We start from the raw sequence: 21,829 nt of genomic DNA, 5'->3' as shown, positions 1-21,829 counted from the left end.
TCAGGACGCCTCCTTCACCGGCTGAGTGAACCCGGCCTGGGCCTTGTGCACCGCAGGATGCACCAGCACGCGGAAGGCACTCTTCTGCGCCAGGCTGTAGAAGTCATGGGCAAAGTCGTCGAGGTCGGCAGCGGTCAGCTTGAGACGGCGCAGGAAGTAGTTGTAGACCAGCACTGCCGGCACGGCGACGGCGATACCGACACCGGTGGCCACCAGCGCTGCACCGATCGGCCCGGCCACGGTTTCAAGGCTTGCCGAACCTGCCGCGCTGATGCCCTTGAGCGCTTCCATGATGCCCCATACCGTGCCGAACAGGCCGATGAAGGGCGAGGTACTGCCGATACTGGCCACCACTGCCAGGCCCGTTTCCAGTGAACGACGTTCGCGGACGATCTGCTGACGCAGGGCACGTTCCAGGCGGTCCTGGTGATTGATGGCATGGCTCAGGTCATTGGCTTGGCCAGGCTCGCCGACGGCGATGGCAGCATAGCCCGCCTGGGCCACTCGGGCAGCAGGGCCGGGCAGGTCGTGGCTAGGCTGCGCTGCCGCATCGAGGCTCGAGGCCGCCCAGAACTGCTCATGGAAGCGCCGGTCCTGGTGCTTGAGGCGCACGAACTGCACGACCTTGACCAAGGCCAGTGCCCAGGTGGCCACGGAAAAACCAACCAGCAGCCAGATGACGGCGCTTTCAACGGATTCGAGTGGGGATGCCAATAGGCTCATGATGAAGTCTTCCTTTGTACGTCGATGGGCGCGAATTAACGAAGCTTGAAGTCGATCGGCACGCTGACCCAGCCAACCTGGGCCACTTCGCCCTGCTTGGCCGGCACGAAGCTCCAGCGCTTCACCGCGGCAAGGGCTGCGTCATCCAGCACTTGGCGACCACTGCTCTTCTGGATCTGGATCTGCCCAGGTTTGCCGCTGGCCAGCACCTCGACACGCAGCAGCACCGAACCCTCCCATCCCCGGCGGTGGGCCATCTGCGGATACTCCGGCGCCGGGTTCTTCAGGTATGCGGCGTTGGCCGATGCCGGGGTTACCGGGGCCGGCGCGGGTGGCGCGGGCGCAGGGGGGGCCGGAGCGGCTACAGGGGCCGGCGGCGGTGCATCGACCGGCTTGGGCTGGGGTTTGGGCTGTTGTTTGACCACCGGCTTGGGCACGGGTTTGGGCTTGGCTTTGGGCTTGGCGGCCAGTTCGTCGACCACAGGCGGCGGTGGCGGCTGAACCACAGGCGGCGCCGGGGCGGGCGGTGGGGGTTCGACCACAGGCGGTGCCGGCGCGGCGAACTCGATAGTCATGGGGGGGACCTGCGGCGGCACCACTGGCAACTCAGGGGTCGGCGCCTGACTGACCCAGTACGCGGCCGCGCCATGCAAGGCCAGCACCAGCAAACCCAGCGTCAGCTTGTCGCGGCGCTTGAGCCCGCTGACAGGTGTGCGTTGCAGGCGCAGCTGGCCCAATGGCAGACGAAGCGTGCGTCCAAGCTCGACCAGGTCGCCCGATGCCGGGCGCCGTGGCTGGTCGTAGGCCCTGACGGCCGTCTGGACATTACCCATCGATAAAACTCCCTGGGGCGTGATTCATGGCTGAATCATCGGCCTCGAAGGCTTATCCCAGAAAGTAATATTTAAAATTAAAAATAGAACATTTTTGAATATAAAGGATTGACGGTTGCACCCAGGCCGCGTCATTCAAGGGCTGCAGCGGTGAGCCAAAATACCGATGCCTGCACGGCATGTGAAATATAGCGACAAGGCATAGACCTGACGCGCAGATCCGGGCTGCACAATCCCTGTGAGAGCGGGTTCACCCGTGAATACGCCCGCCTATTCACCACGCATCCGCGGGCAAAACCCGCCCCCACAGATTCCTACAGCCCAAAAAAAACCCGGGACGATGCCCGGGTTGTTTGTGCGCGCGATGCTCAGATATCCGCCACCTTCTGCCAGACCTTCGGCCGGAAGAACAACGTCTCTCCGCGCGCCAGCCCCGACAGGCTGTCATGGTCCTTGACCACCTCCGCCTCGATCAGCTCGCTCTGCCCCGGCACCTTCAGGGTGACGCGCGTGGTCGCCCCCAATGGCCGGATATCACGCACCTCGGCCGCCTGGTGGCCTTCGGTCTCATGGCGCGACAGCGACACTTCGTGCGGGCGGAACAGCACATGCTGCCCCTCGCTCAGGCTCAGGCGGTTGGAGTCGCCCAGGAAGTGGTAGACGAAGTCGTTGGCAGGGTTTTCATACACTTCGCCCGGCGAGCCGATCTGCTCGATCACGCCCTTGTTCATCACCACGATGCGATCGGCCACTTCCATGGCCTCTTCCTGGTCGTGGGTTACGAACACCGAGGTCAGGTTGATGTCCTCGTGCAGGCGGGCCAGCCAGCGACGCAGCTCCTTGCGCACCTTGGCGTCCAGTGCACCGAAGGGCTCGTCGAGCAACAACACCTTGGGCTCCACCGCCAGGGCACGGGCCAGAGCGATACGCTGGCGCTGGCCACCGGACAATTGCTCGGGGTAGCGGTCGGACAGCCAGTCGAGCTGCACCATGTTCAACAGCTCATGCACTTTTTCGGCGATCTTGCTCTCGCTCGGACGCTCTCCCTTAGGCTTCATGCGCAGGCCGAAGGCGACGTTGTCGAACACGCTCATGTGGCGGAACAGCGCATAGTGCTGGAACACGAAACCGACGTTGCGATCACGCACGTCGTGGCCAGACACGTCCTCGCCATGGAACACGATATTGCCCTGATCGGGGGTTTCCAGGCCGGCGATGATGCGCAGCAGGGTGGTCTTGCCGCAGCCGGACGGGCCCAACAGGGCCACCAGCTCGCCGCTGTTGATATCCAGGTTGATGTTGTCCAGGGCCTGGAAGGCGTTGAAACGCTTGCTGACGTTACGAACTTCGATCGACATGAATCATTCCTCCGCGGCGCTGTGGCGCAGGCGGTTAATACGGTTCTCGCTCCACTGCTTGAGCAGCAGGATGAAGAGCGCCAGGATCAGCAGCAGGCTGGCTACGCTGAAGGCCGCGACATGGTTGTACTCGTTGTAGAGGATCTCCACGTGCAGCGGCAAGGTGTTGGTGACGCCGCGGATATGCCCGGACACCACCGACACGGCGCCGAACTCACCCATGGCCCGCGCGGTGCACAGCACCACGCCGTAGATCAGGCCCCATTTGATGTTGGGCAGGGTCACGTGCCAGAACATCTGCCAGCCGTTGGCGCCAAGCAGGCGGGCGGCCTCCTCCTCCTGGGTACCCTGCTCCTGCATCAGCGGGATCAGCTCACGGGCCACGAAGGGCACGGTGACGAAGATGGTCGCCAGCACGATGCCCGGCAGGGCGAACACGATCTGGATGTCATGGTCCTGCAGCCAGGGGCCGAACAGGCCCTGGGCACCGAACATCAACACATAGACCAGGCCCGCGATCACCGGCGAGACCGAGAACGGCAGATCGATCAGGGTCACCAGCAGGCTCTTGCCGCGGAAGGTGTACTTGCTCACACACCAGGCGGCGCTGACGCCGAACACCAGGTTCAGCGGCACCGAGATGACCACGGCAAGCAGGGTGAGCTCAAGGGCCGACAAGGCGTCAGGCTCGAAGATGGCCTCGAAGAAAGTGCCGAAGCCGTTCTTCAGGGCCTGGGACACCACGATGAACAGCGGCAGCAACAGGAACAGTGCGAACACCAGCCAGGCCAGGCCGATCAGCACACGTCGCGAAGTGGCGCTGCCACGGCGGGCGGCGTTGGCGGCAGCCGCTGCGCCAAGGGATGACGAAGACATTACCGGGCCTCCTTCAAGGGGTTTCGATGCGCCGCTGCAACAGGTTGATCAGCAGCAGCAGGATGAAGGAAACCACCAGCATCAGCACGCCAATGGCGGTGGCCCCGGTGTAGTCGTATTGGTCGAGCTTGACCATGATCAGCAGCGGCAGGATCTCGGTCTTCATCGGCATGTTGCCGGCGATGAAGATCACCGAGCCGTACTCGCCCACGCCCCGGGCGAACGCCAGGGCGAAGCCGGTCAGCCAGGCCGGCAGCAACGCCGGCGCCAGCACGTGGCGGAACACCTGCAGCGGCTTGGCGCCCAGGCAGGCAGCGGCCTCTTCGACTTCACGCGGGATGTCGGCCAGCACCGGCTGCACCGTGCGCACCACGAACGGCAGGGTGACGAAAGTCAGCGCCAGGGTGATGCCCAGCGGGGTGTAGGCGATCTTCAGGCCCAGGTCGGTGGCGAACTGACCGACCCAGCCGGCCGGGGCGTACAGTGCAGTCAGGGCGATACCGGCCACGGCGGTGGGCAGTGCGAACGGCAGGTCGATCATCGCGTCGATGATCTTGCGCCCGGGGAAGCTATAGCGCACCAGCACCCAGGCCAGCAGGGTGCCGATCACACCATTGATGAGGGCGGCGAACAGGGCAGTGCCGAAACTCAGCTTGAGCGCGGCCAGAACGCGCGGCGCACTGACGATGCTCCAGAACTGCTCCCAGGTGAGCTGCGCGGCATGCACGAACATGGCGGCCAGCGGTATGAGCACAATCAAACTGAGGTACACCAAGGTGTAGCCCAGTGTCAGCCCGAAGCCGGGTATGACGGGGGAAATACGACGTGACATAAAGGTCCCTGGTTGAACGCACGAAGCCCGAGAGCGCTCTCGGGCTAGTGCAGGCTTCTGAATCCTGGGGCTGCTGGGCAGCCCTTCGCGGCACAAGGCCGCTCCTACAATGACCGCGCAGTCCCTGTAGGAGCGGGGTTGTGCTGGTGTGTTCAGGGTGGGGGGGGTGGGCCGCCCTGGGGGCCCCAGGGCGGCCCCTACACGCCCGGCGCGGGCCAGGTGGGTGGGGCCTTGTGCCGCGAAGGGCCGCACAGCGGCCCCGCTTCTCCCTACCGGTTACTGTGCCTGATAGATCTGGTCGAAGACACCGCCGTCGTTGAAGAACTTGGGCTGTGCAGTCTTCCAGCCACCGAAGTCCTTGTCGATGGTCACCAGCTCCAGTTTCGGGAATTGCTTGCCGAACTCGGCCGCGACTTTCTCGTCACGCGGGCGGTAGAAGTTTTCGGCGGCGATCTTCTGGCCCGCCGGGCTGTACAGGTGCTTCAAGTACTCGGTAGCGATGTCGGTGTTGCCCTTCTTCTCGGCGTTTTTGTCGACCACGGCCACAGGGGGCTCGGCGAGAATCGACAGCGACGGCACGACGATCTCGAACTTGTCGCTGCCACCGTCTTCCTTCAGAGCCAGGAACGCTTCGTTCTCCCAGGCCAGCAACACATCGCCCTGGCCGTTGTTGACGAAGGTGATGGTCGAACCACGGGCGCCGGTATCGAGCACCGGCACGTGCTTGAACAGCTCCTGCACGTAGGCCTTGGCCTTGTCCTCGCTACCACCGGTCTTCAGACCGTAGGCCCATGCGGCCAGGAAGTTCCAGCGGGCGCCGCCGGAGGTCTTGGGGTTGGGGGTGATGACCGAGACGTCCTTCTTGATCAGGTCGCCCCAGTCCTTGATGCCCTTGGGATTGCCCTTGCGTACCAGGAACACGATGGTGGAGGTGTAGGGCGTGCTGGCCTCGGGCAGGCGTTTTTGCCAGTCCTGCGGCAGGCTCTTGCCGAGTTTGGCCACTTCGTCGATGTCACCGGCCAGGGCCAGGGTCACGACATCGGCGCGCAGGCCGTCGATCACCGCACGGGCCTGCTTGCCCGAGCCGCCATGAGATTGCTGGATCTTCACCTGGTCCCCCGGGTGGGCGGCCTGCCAATGCTTGATGAACTCGGCGTTGTACTGCTGGTACAGCTCGCGGGTCGGGTCGTAGGACACGTTCAGCAGTTCGTAGTCCTTGGCGATCGCGGAACCGGCAAAAACGGCACTGGCCAGAGCGGCAAGCGCATAACGGCGGATGGACATGGTGAAGCTCCCGATTGGCATTTTTTCTAATTTGTTGGGGGGGCGATGTCAGCCGGACTTGTTGCCCGGCTGCTGGAGGCGGAACTTCTCTTTGCGCTCGATCTGGACGACCTGGGCGTTGTGCACGGTGATCTCCACCGCACCGAAGCGCAAGTCGCGCAACGCGCTCTGGATCTCACGCAAAATGGTGGTTTCGTCCTGACCGTCGATGCTACGCACAGATGCACTCATGCTCGTTCTCCTTGGGTATGAAGTGCCGGGCAGAGGAAGGTGATTGCGCCTGGCTTGAGGGCAATCTTAGAGAGCAGTATTTATTCTGAAAAATACTGTTTAAGAATTTTTATATAACTAAAATTCAGCGCCGATTTCGAAGATTGCAAAGGGCCCTCTGGGAACGGGTTGACCCGCGAATGCGAGGGTGGAATCACCGACGCATTCGCGGGTAAACCCGCACAAGGCCGTTGCGTGTCCTAACGTTGTTCCTGCGGCTCGCGGATCTTGTACCAAGCCACGTACAGCGCCGGCAGGAACAACAGCGTCAGCAGCGTTGCACTGATGATGCCGCCGATCATGGCGTAGGCCATTGGCCCCCAGAACACTTCCCGGGCGATCGGAATCATGCCAAGGCTCGCAGCCGCGGCAGTCAGCAGGATCGGCCGGCGACGATGGTTGGTCGCCTCTACGACGGCATCCCAGGGCGAGTACCCTTGCGCCTCGAACTCGTCGATCTGGGTCACCAGAATCACCGAGTTGCGGATGATGATGCCAGCCAGCGCCAGGATGCCGAGAATGGCCACGAAGCCCATGGGCGTGCCGGTGGGCACCAGCGCCAACACCACGCCGATCAGCCCCAGCGGCGCCACGCTGACCACCAGGAACAGCTTCTGCACGCTGTGCAGCTGGATCATCAGGAAGGTCGCCATGAGAAACAGCATCAACGGAATGACCTTGCGGATCGGCCCCTGGGCCTTGGCGCTCTCCTCCACCGTACCGCCGGTGGCCACTTCGTAGCCCACCGGCAGCTTGTCGATGAACTGGTCGATCTCAGGCTTGAGCTGGGCCACCAGATCGGTGGGCTGGATGTCGCCGTTGACCGAGGCCTTGATGGTGATGGTCGGCTTGCGATCGCGCCGCCATACCAGGGGCTGCTCCAGCTCGTAGCGCACGGTTGCGAATGCCAGCAGCGGGATCGAGGTGCCGTTGGGGGTGAGGATCTGCAGGTTCTGCAGGGTATCGGGCGAGCCCCGTTCGCTGTCCTCGGCGCGGGCGACCACGTTGACCAGGTAGATGTTGTCGTTGACCTGGGTGATCGGCGTGCCGCTGACGATGCTGTTCATCACATTGGCCACGTCCTCGGAGGACAGCCCCAACTGGCGCGCCTTGTCTTGGGCGATCTCCACGCGCAGCACCTTACCGGGCTCGTTCCAGTCGTAGATCATCTCGCCGATGTGCTCGTTGGCGTCGAGCAGGGTGGCGAGATCGATCGCATGCTTGCGCACCTGGTCGATGTCCTTGCCGCTGACCCGGTACTGGATCGGACGCCCCACCGGCGGGCCCATTTCCAGCGACTGGACGTTGGTACCGATGCCCACGAACTCCTCGCGCAGGATCTTTTCCAGGCGCTTCATCATGCCCTGGCGCTCTTCGAAGCCCTTGCTGACGATCACCAACTGCGCGTAGTAGGCGTTCTGCAATTGCGCGTCCAACGGCAGGTAGAAGCGAATCGCGCCCTGGCCGATGTAGGTGCTCCAGCGCACCAGGTCCGGGTCATCCTTGATCCTGGCCTCGAACCGGTCGACGACCTTGCGGGTCTCCTCGATCGAGGCGTTCTGCGGCAGGTTCAGGTCCACCAGGATCTCGGGGCGATCGGACGAGGGGAAGAACTGGTTCTGCACGAAGCGCTCGCACACCAAGGCCAGGACGAACAACACCACGGTGCCGATGATGGTCATCCAGCGATGGCGCATGCACCACAACAGGCTGTGCTCGAAGGCTCGCCCCACGCGACCGGGCTCGGCCTCATGGGCCTTGAGCTTGCTGCTGCTCAGGATATGCACGCCCAGCACCGGCGCGAAGAACACCGCCACCACCCATGAAACCAGCAGCGCCACCGCGATCACGGCGAACAAGGTGTAGGTGTACTCACCCGCGGAACTGGCATTGAGCCCGATCGGCACGAAGCCGGCCACGGTCACCAGAGTGCCGGTGAGCATGGGGAAAGCCGTGGAGGTGTAGGCGAATGTCGCCGCCTGCTCCTTGCTTTCGCCCATCTCGAGCCGCGTGACCATCACCTCCACCGTGATCATCGCATCGTCCACCAACAGGCCCAGGGCAATGATCAGCGCCCCGAGGGAAATCCGCTGCATGGTGATGCCGCTGTACTCCATGAACACGAACACCATGGCCAGCACCAGCGGGATCGAGCAGGCCACCACCAGACCTGCGCGCACGCCCAGGCTGACGAAGCTCACCCCCAGCACGATCACCACCGCCTCGAACAGCGCGCTGGTGAAGCCACCCACGGCCTGCTTGACCACCACGGCTTGGTCGGACACGGTGTGCACGCCCACGCCCACCGGCAAGTCGGTGACGACACTGTCCATCTTCTTCTTGAGCGCGGCACCGAACACCTGGATGTTGCCGCCGGCCTTCATGCCGATCGCCAGGCCGATCGCGGTCTGGCCGTTGTAGCGGAACATCGGCGAAGGCGGGTCGACGTAGCCACGTTCGATATCGGCGATATCCGCCAGGCGGAAGAAGCGGTCGTTGATCCGCAGGTTGACGGTCTGCAGGTCTTTTTCCGAGGCGAACTGCCCGGTCGTGCGCACCGAGATGCGCTCGGGGCCCGCTTCGATCACGCCCGCCGGGGTGACTGCGTTCTGCGATTGCAGCGCCTGCATCACCTGACGCTGGTCGATGCCCAGGGCCGCCAGTTTGCGGGTGGAGAAGTTCAGGTAGAGCACTTCGTCCTGGGTGCCGATCAATTCGATCTTGCCGATGTTGGGCACATCGCGCACTTCGGCCCGCGCCACTTCCACGTAGTCGCGCAGCTGGCGCAAGGTCAGGCCATCAGCGGTGAAGGCATAGATGGAACCGAACACATCGCCGAACTCGTCGTTGAAGGCCGGCCCCTGGATGCCGGAGGGAAACTGGCCGCGGATGTCCTGGATCTTCTTGCGCACCTGGTACCAGATTTCCGGGATGTCCTTGGCCTTGGTGGTGTCGCGCAGGTAGACATAGACCGTGGACTCACCGGGGCGGGTATAGCTCTTGGTGTAGTCGAGCGAGTCGAGCTCCTCGAGCTTCTTTTCGATGCGGTCGGTGACCTGGTACAGCGTCTCGTCCTGGGTCGCGCCGGGCCAGCGGGTCTGGATCACCATGGTCTTGATGGTGAAGGACGGGTCTTCCTCACGGCCCAGATTGAAGTACGAGAAAATCCCCATCAGCAGCCCGACGAACATCAGGTACCAGACGAACGATTGATGCCTGAGCGCCCACTCGGACAGGTTGAAGCTTCCTTTCATTGCGCATCCTCGTCGAAGGTGACCTTCTGGCCAGGCTTGAGGCTGTTGACGCCGGCAGTGACCACCCGCTCGCCAGGCTGCACGCCCGAGGTCAGGACAATGCTGTCCTCGGTGCGCTCGATGAGCGCGACATCACGGAGGGCCACGGTCTTCTGTTTCGTGTCGATCACCCACACCTGGGTCTTGCCATCGCGTTCGAGCAAGGCGCTCAGCGGCAACTGGCTGCGCGGCGAAACCGCGGAGGTCAGGGTCACGCTGATGGCGGTGCCCAGGTGAAAGGCGTCCGGCGTACTGGCCAGGGTCAGCCGGGCACGACGGGTACGGGTCGTGGCATCGGCCTGGGGTTCCAGCTCGCGCAGGGCCGCGGTGGTGTTGATGGTGGGGTCCAGTTGCGAGGCGACGGTGAACGTCAGGCCTTTGTTCAGTTGCTCGGCCAGACCGATCGGCAGGTCGATCACCGCTTCCTTGACGTCGGGGCGAGCCAAGGTGACCACGGCCTGCCCGGCCGTGACGGTCTGCCCGGCTTCGGCCTGCCAGGCGGTGATGACCGCCGCGTGGTCGGTGCGCAAGGTGCTGTAGTCGAGTTGGTCGCGGGCCTGGCTCAGCGCCGAACGGGCTTGTTCGAGCGCCGCGCCGGTGGTCTTGAGGTTGGTTTGGGCGATATCCAGTTGCGCCTGGGCGCCGACGCCGCGATCGAACAGTTGCTGTTGCCGCCGTGCATCGGCCTGGGCGTTGATCCACTGCGCCTGAACCTTGGCCAGGTCGCCTTCGGCGGCGCGCAGCTGGTTCTGCTGGTCGGTCGGGTCGAGGGTGGCCAATGTATCGCCAGGCTTGACCTGGGCGCCGACGTCCAGCCAACGCCGGGCGATACGCCCGGACACACGAAATCCCAGCGTGCTTTCGAAGCGGGCCTGGATGCTGCCCGCAAAGCGCCCCAGCTGCGACTGCACCTGGGGCTCGACCGTCATCGACAGCACCGGGCGGATCGGCTCGGGCGCTTGCTCCTCGCTGGAGCAGGCGGCCAGCAGCAGGCTGGCCGGCAGTAAAAGCAGCACGCGCTTCATGGCGCCCCTCCCCCGTCCTTGGCGTCGATTCTTTGCACCTGCATGTTCGGGTGCAGCAACTGCCCACCACTGACCACGACGGTTTCACCACTCTTCAGGCCGCTGGCGACCACGATCTTGCCGGTCAGATAACGCGTGACCTCGACCTTGCGCAACTCGACCTTGTCCCCTTCGCCCACCACCCAGACCGCCGGTTCGTGCAGTGCCTTGGTCAGGGCCGCCCAGGGCAGTTCGATGCTCGGCCGGCCCTGGGCATTGGTGGTGGCGGTCACCGGCGCTCCCAGCTGCATGCCCGGCGGTACGTTGCGCAGGCCCACCTTGACCTGCACCGTGCCACTTTGCGCGGAGACGGTCGGGGTGATTTCCCGGACGAACCCTTGCGCCTGGATCTTGGGATCGTCCAGCAGGCTGACGATGACGCCCGCATCGCTCGGCGGCGCCACCAGCAGGGATTCATAGACGTTGAACACCGCATCGCGATCGCCATCGCGGGCCAGGCTGAAGATCGGCATGGTCGCCTGCACCACCTGGCCGACCTCGGCCTGACGTTCGGTGATCACCCCGTCGGCCTCGGACACCAGTGCGGTATAGCTCAACTGCTCCTGAGCATCGGCCAACTGCGCCTGGGCCGCCTTGAGCGCACTCTGGTCGCTGCGCAGCGACGCCTGGGCGGAGTCGTATTCGCTTTGGCTGGTGTAGCCCTTGGGCAACAGTTTTTGCTGGCGTACGAAGGCCGCGCTGGTCTGGGTGACTCGCGCCTGGGCGGCGAACACTTCAGCCTTGGCCGAATCGACGTTGTTCTGCAGGTCTTTGGGGTCCAGGCGCGCCAGCACCTGGTTGGCCTTGACGTGGTCGCCCACATCCACGCTGCGGGAAATGATCTTGCCCCCGACCCGGAACGACAGGTCGGTCTGCACCCGCGCCTGGACATCGCCGGTCAGGGTCACCCTGGCGGCGAAATCGGTGGGTTTGACCTGGATTACACCGACCCTGGGGAGTTCGACTTTGGACTCTTCCTTGCTACAGCCCGACAGCATGGACAGCAGCCCCAGGCAAACGACCATCAGCGGACGCGCTACCGTCATGCAGGCTCCTTGCTTGTGCCAAATGGATTGAGGGACGCGAGTGAAAGCGTAGATCAGGCGCGGGCAACTGGCACTGACTCAGGTCCATCAAAATATCAGCACGTAGAATCAGGGATACTGCCTCCTCACAGGACAAGGAAAAGGCCCATGCTCAGCACCCTGGCCATCGCCAACTACCGCTCCATCAACCAGTTGGTCATCCCGCTGGGCCGGTTGAACGTGATCACCGGCGCCAACGGCAGCGGCAAGTCCAATCTCTACAAGGCTCTGAGGCTGCTGGCCGAGACGGCCCGCGGCGGCGTGGTCAATGCCCTGGCCGCCGAGGGCGGCCTGGAGTCGACGTTCTGGGCCGGGCCGGAGGTAATCAGCCGGCGCATGCGCCAAGGCGATGTGCCCGTGCAGGGCGGCCCGCGCCAACACGTCAAACGCCTGCGCCTGGGCTTTGCCGACGAGGATTTCGGCTACGCCATCAGCCTTGGGTTGCCCGAGCCGAGCCGGTCGAAGTTCGCCCTCGACCCGCAGATCAAGCACGAGGCGATCTGGGCCGGCCCCGTGTGCCGCCCGGCTAGCCTGCTGGTGGAGCGCAGCGCGGCCATGGTCAAGGCTCGCCAGGCGCGCCAGTGGCACATTCGCAGCCAACACATGACCGAGTTCGACAGCCTGTTCGACCAAGTCGGCAGCCTGCAGGATTCGCCGGAAGTCCTGCACCTGCGAGAGCGCATCCGCAGCTGGCGCTTCTACGATCACTTTCGCACCGACGTCGAAGCGCCAGCACGCCAATCACGCCTGGGCACCCGCACGCCCGTGCTGCACCACGATGGCCGCGACCTGGCCGCTGCCTTGCAGACCATCGACGAGATCGGTGATTTCGACGCTTTGCAGCAGGCCATCGGGGATGCCTTCCCGGGCGCTCACCTGAAGGTCGACGCACAACCTGGGGGCTTGTTCAGCCTGCGCTTTCACCAAGCCGGATTGCTGCGCCCGCTGAGCGCCGCGGAGCTGTCCGATGGCACCTTGCGCTATCTGCTGCTGGTGGCCGCCCTGCTGACACCCAGACCGCCAAGCATGATGGTGCTCAACGAGCCGGAAACCAGCCTGCACCCGGACCTGCTGCCGGCCCTGGCGCGCTTGATCCGCCATGCTGCGCAGCATTGCCAGGTGTGGGTGGTCTCCCATGCCCCGCGCCTGGTGGCGGCGCTGGAAGAAGACGAAGCCTGTCACTCGATCCGCCTGGAAAAAGACCTGGGGCAGACGTTGATGGCTGGACAGGGAATGCTCGATGAACCGGCCTGGAACTGGCCGGATTGAGCCTGGGGCTGCTTCGCGGCCCTTTCGCGGCCCTTGGCCGCTCCTACAGCTATCGCACGCAATACCTGTAGGGGCTGGCGAAGCCTGCGAAGGGCCGCAAGGCGGCCCCCGGGTGGATCAGGCCGACGCGGTGGCCTGCTGGGTCGGACGCTTGACCTGCGGCTGCGAAACGTTCGCCGCAGCGCCCTCTTCGATGGCCTGCTGGATGGCCTTGCGACGACGCTCTTCGGCCTGGCGGCTGAAGTACCAGACCATGAAGGTCACCAACGACACCGACAGCAGGATCAAGCTGGCCACGGCGTTGATCTCCGGCTTCACGCCAAGGCGCACGGCGGAGAACACTTCCATCGGCAAGGTGGTCGAGCCTGGGCCGGACACGAAACTGGCCAGGACCAGGTCGTCCAGCGACAGGGCGAAGGACATCATGCCACCCGCCGCCAGCGACGGCGCGATCATCGGGATGGTGATCAGGAAGAACACCTTCCACGGCTTGGCGCCCAGGTCCATGGCGGCCTCCTCGATGGACAGGTCCAGTTCACGCAGGCGCGCCGACACCACTACCGCCACATAGGCTGCGCAGAAGGTGGTGTGGGCGATCCAGATGGTGACGATGCCACGCTCCTGCGGCCAGCCGATCATCTGCGCCATGGCCACGAACAGCAGCAACAGCGAGAGACCGGTGATCACCTCTGGCATGACCAGGGGCGCGGTGACCAGGCCACCGAACAGCGTACGGCCCTTGAAGCGGGTCACCCGGGTCAGCACGAAGGCGGCCAGGGTACCCAGCGCCACCGCGGCGATCGCGGTGTAGCAGGCGATCTCCAGCGAGCGCATCACCGAGCCCATCAGTTGGCTGTTGTCGAGCAGGCCGACGTACCACTTCACCGACCAGCCGCCCCAGACCGTCACCAGCTTGGAGGCGTTGAACGAGTAGATCACCAGGATCAGCATCGGCAGATAGATGAACAGCAAGCCGAGCACCAGCATCAGCTTGGAGAAACCGAAGCGCTTCATGCTCTGCCCTCCATTTCTTTGGCCTGGCTGCGGTTGAACAGCAGGATGGGCACGATCAGGATCGCCAGCATCACCACCGCCAGGGCGGATGCCACCGGCCAGTCACGGTTGTTGAAGAATTCCTGCCACAGCACCTTGCCGATCATCAGGGTTTCCGGGCCGCCGAGCAGTTCAGGGATCACGAACTCGCCCACCACCGGGATGAACACCAGCATGCAGCCGGCGATGATGCCGTTCTTCGACAGCGGCACGGTGATCTTCCAGAAGCTGTTGAAGGTGCTCGAACCCAGGTCGCTTGCGGCCTCGAGCAGGCTCGGGTCGTGCTTGACCAGGTTCGCGTACAGCGGAAGGATCATGAACGGCAGGTACGAATAGACCACGCCGATGTACACCGCCAGGTTGGTGTTGAGGATCTGCAGCGGCTGATCGATCAACCCGATCCACAGTAGGAAGCTGTTGAGCAGGCCGTTGTTGCTGAGAATGCCCATCCACGCATAGACGCGGATCAGGATCGCGGTCCAGGTCGGCATCATGATCAGCAGCAGCAGGACCGTCTGGGTTTCCTTGCGTGCGTTGGCAATGGCGTAGGCCATCGGGTAGCCGATCAGCAGGCACAGCAGGGTACTGAAGAAGGCCATCTTCAGCGAGCCCAGGTAGGCCGAGATGTACAGTTCATCCTCGGTCAACAGGCCGTAGTTGGCCAAGTTGAGCACCAGCTGGATCTTGTCCTCGACGTAGCTGTAGATCTCCGTGTAGGGCGGGATCGCCACGTCGGCTTCAGCGAAGCTGATCTTCAGGACGATGAAGAACGGCAGCATGAAGAACAGGAACAGCCAGATGAACGGCACGCCGATCACCAGATGGCGGCCCTCCGGGGTCACTTTGTTGAGTGCTCGCTTGAGCTTGCGAAGGTTCATGAGCGCAGTACCACGCCGCTGTCGTCTTCCCACCACACATACACTTCGTCACCCCAAGTCGGACGGGTGCCCTGGCGCTCGGCGTTGGCGACGAAGGACTGGACCACTTTGCCGCTCGGCAGCTCCACGTAGAACACCGAGTGACCGCCCAGGTAGGCGATGTCGTGGACCTTGCCGCGCGACCAGTTGTACTGGCAGCTCGGCTGCTCGGAGGTCACCAGGAGTTTTTCCGGACGCAGGGCGTAGGTGATGTGCTTGTCTTCGACCGAGGTGGTGACCCCGTGGCCTACGTAGATGTTGCGCTCAAGCTCAGGGCTTGCGATCAGCGCATGGCCTTCGGCGTCCTCGACCACTTCACCGTCGAACAGGTTGACGTTGCCGATGAACTCGCAGACCAGGCGGCTGGTCGGGGTCTCGTAGACGTCCACAGGGCTGCCTATCTGGGCGATCCAGCCCAGGTGCATGATGGCGATGCGCTGGGCCATGGTCATGGCCTCTTCCTGGTCGTGGGTCACCATCACGCAGGTCACGCCGACCCGCTCGATGATTTCCACCAGCTCCAGCTGCATCTGCGAACGCAGTTTCTTGTCCAGGGCACCCATGGGTTCGTCCAGCAGCAGCAGCTTCGGACGCTTGGCCAGGGAGCGGGCCAGGGCCACACGCTGACGCTGGCCACCGGAGAGCTGGTGCGGCTTGCGCTTGGCGTACTGGGTCATGTGCACCAGCTTGAGCATCTCGGCCACGCGGGCGTCGATCTCAGCCTTGGGCATCTTGTCCTGCTGCAGGCCGAAGGCGATGTTCTGCGCCACGGTCATGTGCGGGAACAGCGCGTAGGACTGGAACATCATGTTGATCGGCCGCTCGTAGGGCGGCATGTCGGTGATGTCGACACCATCGAGGAAGATCCGCCCTTCGGTCGGACGCTCGAAGCCGGCAAGCATCCGCAGCAAGGTGGACTTACCGGAGCCGGAGCCACCGAGCAGGGCGAAAATCTCACCCTTGCGGATTTCCAGGGACACATCGTCCACGGCTACCGTTTCGTCGAACTTTTTTGTGACCCGGTCGATTTTGACCAGCACCTGCTTGGGTTGCTGGCCACCCTCGAGGGCTTTTTTATAGGCACCGGAGGCAACTGCCATGAGTGAAACTCCCAACAAGATTTTTATGCCCACACGACCTGTTTTGGCAGGGCGTCGCGGGTCTGGATGATTACTTGCCCGACTTGACCTTGGTCCAGCTACGGGTCATCAGACGTTGCACCTTCGGTGGCAACTCAGCATTGACGAACATCTTGTCCAGCACTTCCTGCGGTGGGTAGACCGCAGCGTCAGTCCTCACGGCCTGATCCATCAGGTCGCCAGCCTTGGGGTTCGGGTTGGCGTAACCGACATAATCGCTGACCTGAGCAATGACCTCAGGTTTCAGCAGATAGTTGATGAAGGCGTGGGCCTCTTTGACGTTGCTGGCATCCTTGGGAATCGCCAGCACATCGAACCAGAGGTTGCCGCCTTCCTTTGGAATGGCGTAGGCCAGTTTCACGCCCTTGCCGGCTTCTTCGGCACGGGCCTTGGCCTGGAACACATCACCGGAGAAACCGGCCGCGACGCAGATGTCGCCATTGGCCAGGTCAGTGATGTATTTCGAGGAATGGAAGTAGGTCACGTAGGGACGCACGGCCAGGAGTTTCTGTTCGGCCGCCTGGTAGTCCTTGGGGTTGCTGCTGTTGGGGTCCAGCCCCATGTAGTTGAGCACGGCCGGCAGCATTTCGTCTGCCGAGTCCAGGAAGGCCACGCCGCACTTGGAGAGCTTCTTCATGTTCTCGGGCTCGAAGAGCACAGCCCAGGAGTCGATCTTGTCGGTACCCAGCACCGCCTTGACCTTCTCGACGTTGTAACCGATGCCGTTGGTGCCCCACAGGTAAGGCACGGCGTACTGGTTGCCCGGGTCATTGCGCTCGAGGCGCTTCATCAGTGCCGGGTCCAGGTTGGAATAGTTTGGCAGCAGGCTGCGGTCGAGCTTCTGGAAGGCGCCCGCCTTGATCTGCTTGCCCAGGAAATGGTTGGACGGCACGACCACGTCATAGCCGGTGCGACCGGCCAGCAGCTTGCCTTCCAGGGTTTCGTTGGAGTCGAAGACGTCGTACTTGGCCTCGATGCCGGTCGCCTTCTGGAAATCGGCGAGCGTCGTTGGGCCAATATAGTCCGACCAGTTGTAGATATGCACCGTGGGCGCTGCTTGGACGCCGAATGCCAGCGTCAGACCCGCTCCAGCCATCATGGCCTTGCGAAATACGGAAATAGACAAGTGGATGGTCCTCACAATCAGTGCCTCTGGGTGACGGCGACGCTGCCGTACACGCAAAACCGGCGCGCAACTTACCTTCGCTGCATCGATGCCGCAAACAAAATTGCCTTACACACCTTCCGGGCCGGGAAACCCCGGCCCAGAGGGCTTCGAGACGGGCTTACTTGCCCGACTTGATCTTGGTCCAGCTGCGAGTGATCTCACGCTGGGCCTTGGCACCTGGGTCGGCGATCGCGTACAGCTTTTTCTTCACGTCAGCCGGCGGGTAGATGCTCGGGTCGCTGGTGATGTCCTTGTCGACCAGTGGAGTAGCCGCCTTGTTGCCGTTCGGGAAACGCACGGCGTTGGTGATGCCGGCCATGACTTCCGGTTGCATCAGGAAGTCCATGAACTTGTAGGCCGCTTCGACGTTTTCGGCATCCTTAGGAATGGCGACCATGTCGTAGAAGGTACCGGCGCCTTCCTTCGGAATGACGTAGCTCAGCTTGACCTTGTCGCCTGCCTCGTGGGCACGGGCCTTGGACTGCTCCAGGTCGCCCGAGTAGCCGACGGCCACGCAGATGTTGCCGTTGGCCAGGTCAGAGATGTACTTGGAGGAGTGGAAGTAGGTGATCGAAGGACGAATGCTCAGGAACAGCTCTTCGGCAGCCTTCAGGTCTTTCTTGTCGGTGCTGTTGGATGGCTTGCCCAGGTAGTGCAGTGCCGCCGGGATCATTTCGGTCGGCGCGTCCAGGAAGCTCACGCCGCAGCTCTTGAGCTTGGCGATGTTCTCAGGCTTGAACACGGCGTCCCAGGAATCGATCTTGTCCACGCCCAGCGCAGCCTTGACCTTCTCCGGGTTGTAGCCGATGCCGATCGAGCCCCACATGTACGGGAAGGCATGCTTGTTGCCCGGGTCGCTGGCATCGCCCACGGCCTTGAGCAGGTCTTCGTCCAGGTTCTTCCAGTTCGGCAGCTTGGAGCGGTCCAGTTCCTGGTAGACGCCAGCCTTGATCTGCTTGGCCAGGAAGTTGTTCGACGGCACGACCACGTCGTAGCCGGACTTGCCGGCCAGCAGCTTGGCTTCCAAGGTCTCGTTGCTGTCGAAGACGTCGTAGACGACCTTGATGCCGGTCTGCTTCTCGAAGTTGGCGATGGTGTCCGGTGCGATGTAGTCGGACCAGTTGTAGACGTGCAGCGTTTTGTCGTCAGCCTGAACAGCGGTAGCCATGGCACCCATCAGAGCCGCGGCCAGCAACGTCTTGCCCATTTTCTTCATGCGTAATGCTCCAGAATTTATTATCAAGCCATCTGTTCAGCAGCCAAGATCCCACGGTACAGCGCTGGGCGACTGAAACAGCCGCTAGTCTGGCAAGTTACAAGGCGCTGTTTCAAGAAAAGCAGGGCCCTGTAACCGCTTAATGTCGCTTTGCCAGCCTAGCAGACCGTCACTTGATCGCTTCGTACGTCAAATCCAGGCATTTGCGTGCCTTTTCAACCAACTCGTCGATCTCCGCGTGACTGATCACCAGGGGCGGCGCGATGATCATGGTGTCGCCCACCGCGCGCATCACCAGGCCGTTCTCGAAGCAGTGCGTACGGCAGATCATGCCGACGCCCTTGCCCTCGTGACGGGTGCGGTTCGCCTTGTCCTTGACCAGCTCGATCGCGCCGAGCAGGCCCAGGCCGCGGACCTCGCCCACCAGCGGGTGGTCTTGCAGTTCACGCAAACGCTTTTGCAAATAAGGTGCCGTTTCGGTCCTGGCTCGCTCGACGATCTTCTCGTCGCGCAGGATGCGCAGGTTTTCCAGGCCCACGGCGGCGGCCACCGGGTGGCCGGAATAGGTGAAGCCGTGGTTGAAGTCGCCGCCTTCGCTGAGTACCTGGGCCACGGTGTCACGCACGATCACACCGCCCATGGGGATGTAACCGGAGGTCAGGCCCTTGGCGATGGTCATCAGGTCGGGTTCCAGGCCGTAGTAGTCCGAGCCGAACCACTCGCCGGTACGGCCAAAGCCACAGATCACCTCGTCGGCGACGAACAGAATGTCGTACTTGGCGAGGATCTCCTTGATCTTCGGCCAGTAGGTGTCCGGCGGGATGATCACTCCGCCGGCGCCCTGGATCGGCTCGGCGATGAACGCCGCGACATTGTCTTCGCCGACTTCCAGGATTTTCTTTTCCAGCTGTTCAGCGGCCCATACACCGAATTCATCCGGGGTCATGTCGCCGCCTTCACCGAACCAGTACGGCTGCGGGATGTGCACGATGCCCGGGATCGGCAGGCCGCCCTGCTCGTGCATGCCACTCATGCCGCCCAGGCTGGCGCCAGCGACGGTGGAGCCGTGGTAGCCGTTGATGCGGCCGATGATGGTCTGCTTGTTAGGCTTGCCCTTGAGCGCCCAGTAGTGGCGGACCATGCGCAGCACGGTGTCGTTGCCTTCGGAGCCGGAGCCGGTGAAGAACACATGGGTCATGCCCTTGGGCGCCACATCGGTGATCGCCTTGGCCAGCTCCAGGGCTGGCGGGTGAGCGGTCTGGAAGAACAGGTTGTAGTACGGCAGCTCACGCATTTGTTTTTCCGCCGCCTGCACCAGTTCTTCACGGCCATAGCCGACGGCCACGCACCACAGGCCCGCCATGCCGTCGAGGATCTTGTGACCCTCGCTGTCCCACAAATGCACGCCCTGGGCCTTGGTGATGATGCGCGGCCCTTTTTCCTTCAGCTGCTTGTAGTCGCTGAAAGGTGCCAGGTGGTGCTCACCGCTCAGGGTTTGCCATTCACGGGTTTGCGGGTTGTTGACGCTCATGTGCTTCTCCGTTATCCGACAGCCGCGCTCCAGCGGCCCCAAGTTTGATCAGACGGCAAACAGCAGGAACTCGCGTTCCCAGGAGCTGATTACCCGTTTGAAGTTCTCGTGCTCGGCTCGTTTGGTGGCCACGTAGCCGCTGATGAATTTCTTGCCCAGGTACTGCTCCAGCGCGCGGCAGTTCTCCATGCGCTCCAAGGCATCCTCGATGGTCAGCGGCAGGCGCAGGTTGCGCCGCTCGTAGCCACGGCCCTGGACCGGCGCGCTGGCGCCGATGCCCTCGACCATGCCGATGTAGCCGCACAGCAGACTCGCGGCGATGGCCAGGTAAGGGTTGGCGTCGGCACCGGGCAGACGGTTTTCCACGCGGCGATTCTGCGGGCCGGCATCGGGCACGCGCAGGCCGACAGTACGGTTCTCCTCGCCCCATTCGACGTTCACCGGTGCCGAGGTGTCCGGCAGGAAGCGGCGGAACGAGTTGACGTTGGGAGCGAACAGCGGCAGCGCTTCAGGGATGAACTTCTGCAGGCCGCCGATGTGGTTGAGGAACAGCTCGCTCATGCTGCCGTCCTCGTTGGAGAAGATGTTCTTGCCGGTGGCCACATCGACCACGCTCTGGTGCAGGTGCATGGCGCTGCCCGGCTCACCGGTCATGGGCTTGGCCATGAAGGTCGCCGCCACGTTGTGCTTGAGCGCCGCCTCACGCATGGTGCGCTTGAACACCAAAATCTGGTCGGCCAGGTGCAGGGCGTTGCCGTGACGGAAGTTGATTTCCATCTGCGCCGTGCCGTCTTCGTGGATGAGTGTGTCGAGGTCCAGCTGTTGCAGTTCGCACCAGTCGTAGACGTCCTCGAACAAAGGGTCGAACTCGTTGGCGGCCTCGATGGAGAACGACTGGCGACCGGTCTCCGGACGGCCGGAGCGGCCCACCGGCGGCTGCAGCGGGAAGTCGGGGTCTTCGCTGCGCTTGGTCAGGTAGAACTCCATTTCAGGTGCCACGATCGGCTGCCAGCCTTTGTCGGCGTACAGCTTGAGGACCTTCTTGAGCACGTTGCGCGGCGACAGCTCGACCGGGTTGCCCTTCTTGTCGTAGGTGTCGTGGATGACCTGGGCGGTCGGCTCGATGGCCCACGGCACCAGGAACACAGCGCTCTCGTCGGGACGGCAGATCATGTCGATGTCGGCCGGGTCCAGCAGCTGGTAATAGATGTCGTCGTCGACGTAATCGCCGGTCACGGTCTGCAGCAGGACGCTCTCGGGCAGGCGCATGCCCTTTTCCGCGATGAATTTGTTGGTCGGCGAAATCTTGCCGCGGGTGATGCCGGTCAGGTCGCTGATCAGGCATTCCACTTCGGTGATCTTGTGCTCTTTCAACCAATCGGTGAGCTGGTCGAGGTTGGTACTCATAAATACCTCAGGAGGTAATGTGGCCCGGCTGACGATAGTCGGGCGCCGCTGACGCCTGGCGTCGATCAAGGCGGACGCTGCCTGGCCGTAAATGCCATGGCAGACCCGCGCCTTGATTCTGGATGCAGTGCTTGGCTAAAGCAAAAACCCACGCGCAAGACGACAGCAGATACACTCGATACAAGCGTGTCCGCGATACAAACAAAGGGCAGAGAAGCGAAAAGACGTGCAGGAAACTGCTACGAACGGAGGATGGACCTGACCAGCCGTCAATTATTGCGAGCAGAGCGCGCGCGCAGGACTCAATGCGTGCGAAGCCGTCGCGGCGAATGCTGGGAATACCTGTGTGCGCGGCGCAGGCAGCGCTTCCAGGTCTCGGCAGGCGGACCATGTGACCCTCGTATTATTGTGTTCTGGGTTGAGTCCGAGCTTAGCCTTGTTCATTTTTTTACACAACCACTCCGTAAAAAATAAACCACGCTTAGCCCGCGATAGCCCTTTGGGGCCAAAA

The 21,829-nt window shown here is 63.0% G+C and carries 18 protein-coding genes; 1 reads left to right on the top strand and 17 read right to left on the bottom strand.

The features are described from left to right. From ACNFCH_RS13955 to ACNFCH_RS13910, 10 genes are all read right to left on the bottom strand, one after another. The gene (locus tag ACNFCH_RS13955; protein ID WP_196170674.1) at positions 1-723 is read right to left on the bottom strand and encodes a MotA/TolQ/ExbB proton channel family protein; all 723 of its coding nucleotides are present in this window, start codon (positions 721-723) and stop codon (positions 1-3) included. 35 nt (positions 724-758) lie between these two features. Further along, positions 759-1,556 carry an energy transducer TonB gene (locus tag ACNFCH_RS13950; protein WP_416742990.1) on the bottom strand — a complete coding sequence of 266 codons (798 nt, stop codon included), beginning with the start codon at positions 1,554-1,556 and terminating at the stop codon, positions 759-761. A 368-nt stretch (positions 1,557-1,924) separates the two neighbouring features. Beyond that, positions 1,925-2,914 carry a sulfate/molybdate ABC transporter ATP-binding protein gene (locus ACNFCH_RS13945; protein ID WP_070092044.1) on the bottom strand — a complete coding sequence of 330 codons (990 nt, stop codon included), beginning with the start codon at positions 2,912-2,914 and terminating at the stop codon, positions 1,925-1,927. Between the two features lie 3 nt (positions 2,915-2,917). Continuing rightward, on the bottom strand, positions 2,918-3,790 hold the full coding sequence (gene cysW / locus ACNFCH_RS13940; RefSeq protein WP_416742989.1) for a sulfate ABC transporter permease subunit CysW: 873 nt from the start codon (positions 3,788-3,790) through the stop codon (positions 2,918-2,920). A 13-nt stretch (positions 3,791-3,803) separates the two neighbouring features. Continuing rightward, on the bottom strand, positions 3,804-4,622 hold the full coding sequence (gene cysT, locus ACNFCH_RS13935; RefSeq protein ID WP_070092046.1) for a sulfate ABC transporter permease subunit CysT: 819 nt from the start codon (positions 4,620-4,622) through the stop codon (positions 3,804-3,806). A gap of 276 nt (positions 4,623-4,898) precedes the next feature. Next, positions 4,899-5,906, bottom strand: a complete 1,008-nt coding sequence (locus tag ACNFCH_RS13930; protein ID WP_337156928.1) for a sulfate ABC transporter substrate-binding protein — start codon at positions 5,904-5,906, stop codon at positions 4,899-4,901. A 48-nt stretch (positions 5,907-5,954) separates the two neighbouring features. Further along, positions 5,955-6,137, bottom strand: coding sequence for a sulfur starvation response protein OscA (gene oscA / locus ACNFCH_RS13925; RefSeq protein WP_043211521.1), 183 nt, complete (start codon positions 6,135-6,137; stop codon positions 5,955-5,957). A gap of 239 nt (positions 6,138-6,376) precedes the next feature. Then, positions 6,377-9,430 (bottom strand): efflux RND transporter permease subunit, encoded by a 3,054-nt coding sequence (locus ACNFCH_RS13920; RefSeq protein WP_416742988.1) that lies wholly within the window; start codon positions 9,428-9,430, stop codon positions 6,377-6,379. Then, positions 9,427-10,494, bottom strand: coding sequence for an efflux RND transporter periplasmic adaptor subunit (locus ACNFCH_RS13915; RefSeq protein ID WP_337156930.1), 1,068 nt, complete (start codon positions 10,492-10,494; stop codon positions 9,427-9,429). The genes ACNFCH_RS13920 and ACNFCH_RS13915 overlap by 4 nt, the downstream gene beginning before the upstream one ends. Beyond that, on the bottom strand, positions 10,491-11,579 hold the full coding sequence (locus ACNFCH_RS13910) for an efflux RND transporter periplasmic adaptor subunit (protein WP_337156931.1): 1,089 nt from the start codon (positions 11,577-11,579) through the stop codon (positions 10,491-10,493). The genes ACNFCH_RS13915 and ACNFCH_RS13910 overlap by 4 nt, the downstream gene beginning before the upstream one ends. A 147-nt stretch (positions 11,580-11,726) precedes the next feature. Between ACNFCH_RS13910 and ACNFCH_RS13905 the strand changes: the two genes are divergently transcribed. Then, positions 11,727-12,887 (top strand): AAA family ATPase, encoded by a 1,161-nt coding sequence (locus tag ACNFCH_RS13905; RefSeq protein WP_416742987.1) that lies wholly within the window; start codon positions 11,727-11,729, stop codon positions 12,885-12,887. 117 nt (positions 12,888-13,004) lie between these two features. Here ACNFCH_RS13905 and ACNFCH_RS13900 read toward each other — a convergent pair whose 3' ends face one another. The 7 genes from ACNFCH_RS13900 to ACNFCH_RS13870 form a co-directional block, all read right to left on the bottom strand. After that, positions 13,005-13,901, bottom strand: coding sequence for an ABC transporter permease subunit (locus ACNFCH_RS13900; RefSeq protein WP_337156933.1), 897 nt, complete (start codon positions 13,899-13,901; stop codon positions 13,005-13,007). Beyond that, on the bottom strand, positions 13,898-14,818 hold the full coding sequence (locus ACNFCH_RS13895) for an ABC transporter permease subunit (RefSeq protein WP_196162333.1): 921 nt from the start codon (positions 14,816-14,818) through the stop codon (positions 13,898-13,900). The genes ACNFCH_RS13900 and ACNFCH_RS13895 overlap by 4 nt, the downstream gene beginning before the upstream one ends. Beyond that, a complete protein-coding gene (potA, locus tag ACNFCH_RS13890; RefSeq protein WP_416742986.1) occupies positions 14,815-15,957 on the bottom strand; it encodes a polyamine ABC transporter ATP-binding protein in 1,143 nt (380 codons plus the stop codon). Before potA ends, ACNFCH_RS13895 begins: the two co-directional genes overlap by 4 nt. Before the next feature lie 70 nt (positions 15,958-16,027). Then, the gene (locus tag ACNFCH_RS13885; RefSeq protein WP_196162331.1) at positions 16,028-17,122 is read right to left on the bottom strand and encodes a polyamine ABC transporter substrate-binding protein; all 1,095 of its coding nucleotides are present in this window, start codon (positions 17,120-17,122) and stop codon (positions 16,028-16,030) included. A 160-nt stretch (positions 17,123-17,282) separates the two neighbouring features. Then, positions 17,283-18,380 (bottom strand): polyamine ABC transporter substrate-binding protein, encoded by a 1,098-nt coding sequence (locus ACNFCH_RS13880; RefSeq protein WP_070093645.1) that lies wholly within the window; start codon positions 18,378-18,380, stop codon positions 17,283-17,285. A gap of 169 nt (positions 18,381-18,549) precedes the next feature. After that, entirely contained in the window at positions 18,550-19,911 is a 1,362-nt protein-coding gene (locus tag ACNFCH_RS13875) for an aspartate aminotransferase family protein (RefSeq protein WP_337156935.1), read from the bottom strand. Positions 19,912-19,959: 48 nt separating this feature from the next. Then, the gene (locus ACNFCH_RS13870; protein WP_043211541.1) at positions 19,960-21,318 is read right to left on the bottom strand and encodes a glutamine synthetase family protein; all 1,359 of its coding nucleotides are present in this window, start codon (positions 21,316-21,318) and stop codon (positions 19,960-19,962) included. Positions 21,319-21,829 lie beyond the last annotated feature (511 nt).

The organism is Pseudomonas sp. NY15354 (assembly GCF_048068075.1).
GTDB classification, from domain to species: Bacteria; Pseudomonadota; Gammaproteobacteria; order Pseudomonadales; family Pseudomonadaceae; genus Aquipseudomonas; species Aquipseudomonas guariconensis_C.
The sequence above is the reverse complement of the archived record's forward strand: the minus strand, read 5'-3'. Positions and strand labels throughout refer to the sequence as shown.

Bases quoted from the DNA above. Each gene is read 5' to 3' on its own strand.
- ACNFCH_RS13955 (WP_196170674.1), bottom strand. From the start codon at position 723: ATGAGCCTATTGGCATCCCCACTCGAATCCGTTGAAAGCGCCGTCATC.
- ACNFCH_RS13950 (WP_416742990.1), bottom strand. From the start codon at position 1,556: ATGGGTAATGTCCAGACGGCCGTCAGGGCCTACGACCAGCCACGGCGC.
- ACNFCH_RS13945 (WP_070092044.1), bottom strand. From the start codon at position 2,914: ATGTCGATCGAAGTTCGTAACGTCAGCAAGCGTTTCAACGCCTTCCAG.
- cysW (WP_416742989.1), bottom strand. From the start codon at position 3,790: ATGTCTTCGTCATCCCTTGGCGCAGCGGCTGCCGCCAACGCCGCCCGC.
- cysT (WP_070092046.1), bottom strand. From the start codon at position 4,622: ATGTCACGTCGTATTTCCCCCGTCATACCCGGCTTCGGGCTGACACTG.
- ACNFCH_RS13930 (WP_337156928.1), bottom strand. From the start codon at position 5,906: ATGTCCATCCGCCGTTATGCGCTTGCCGCTCTGGCCAGTGCCGTTTTT.
- oscA (WP_043211521.1), bottom strand. From the start codon at position 6,137: ATGAGTGCATCTGTGCGTAGCATCGACGGTCAGGACGAAACCACCATT.
- ACNFCH_RS13920 (WP_416742988.1), bottom strand. From the start codon at position 9,430: ATGAAAGGAAGCTTCAACCTGTCCGAGTGGGCGCTCAGGCATCAATCG.
- ACNFCH_RS13915 (WP_337156930.1), bottom strand. From the start codon at position 10,494: ATGAAGCGCGTGCTGCTTTTACTGCCGGCCAGCCTGCTGCTGGCCGCC.
- ACNFCH_RS13910 (WP_337156931.1), bottom strand. From the start codon at position 11,579: ATGACGGTAGCGCGTCCGCTGATGGTCGTTTGCCTGGGGCTGCTGTCC.
- ACNFCH_RS13905 (WP_416742987.1), top strand. From the start codon at position 11,727: ATGCTCAGCACCCTGGCCATCGCCAACTACCGCTCCATCAACCAGTTG.
- ACNFCH_RS13900 (WP_337156933.1), bottom strand. From the start codon at position 13,901: ATGAAGCGCTTCGGTTTCTCCAAGCTGATGCTGGTGCTCGGCTTGCTG.
- ACNFCH_RS13895 (WP_196162333.1), bottom strand. From the start codon at position 14,818: ATGAACCTTCGCAAGCTCAAGCGAGCACTCAACAAAGTGACCCCGGAG.
- potA (WP_416742986.1), bottom strand. From the start codon at position 15,957: ATGGCAGTTGCCTCCGGTGCCTATAAAAAAGCCCTCGAGGGTGGCCAG.
- ACNFCH_RS13880 (WP_070093645.1), bottom strand. From the start codon at position 18,380: ATGAAGAAAATGGGCAAGACGTTGCTGGCCGCGGCTCTGATGGGTGCC.
- ACNFCH_RS13875 (WP_337156935.1), bottom strand. From the start codon at position 19,911: ATGAGCGTCAACAACCCGCAAACCCGTGAATGGCAAACCCTGAGCGGT.
- ACNFCH_RS13870 (WP_043211541.1), bottom strand. From the start codon at position 21,318: ATGAGTACCAACCTCGACCAGCTCACCGATTGGTTGAAAGAGCACAAG.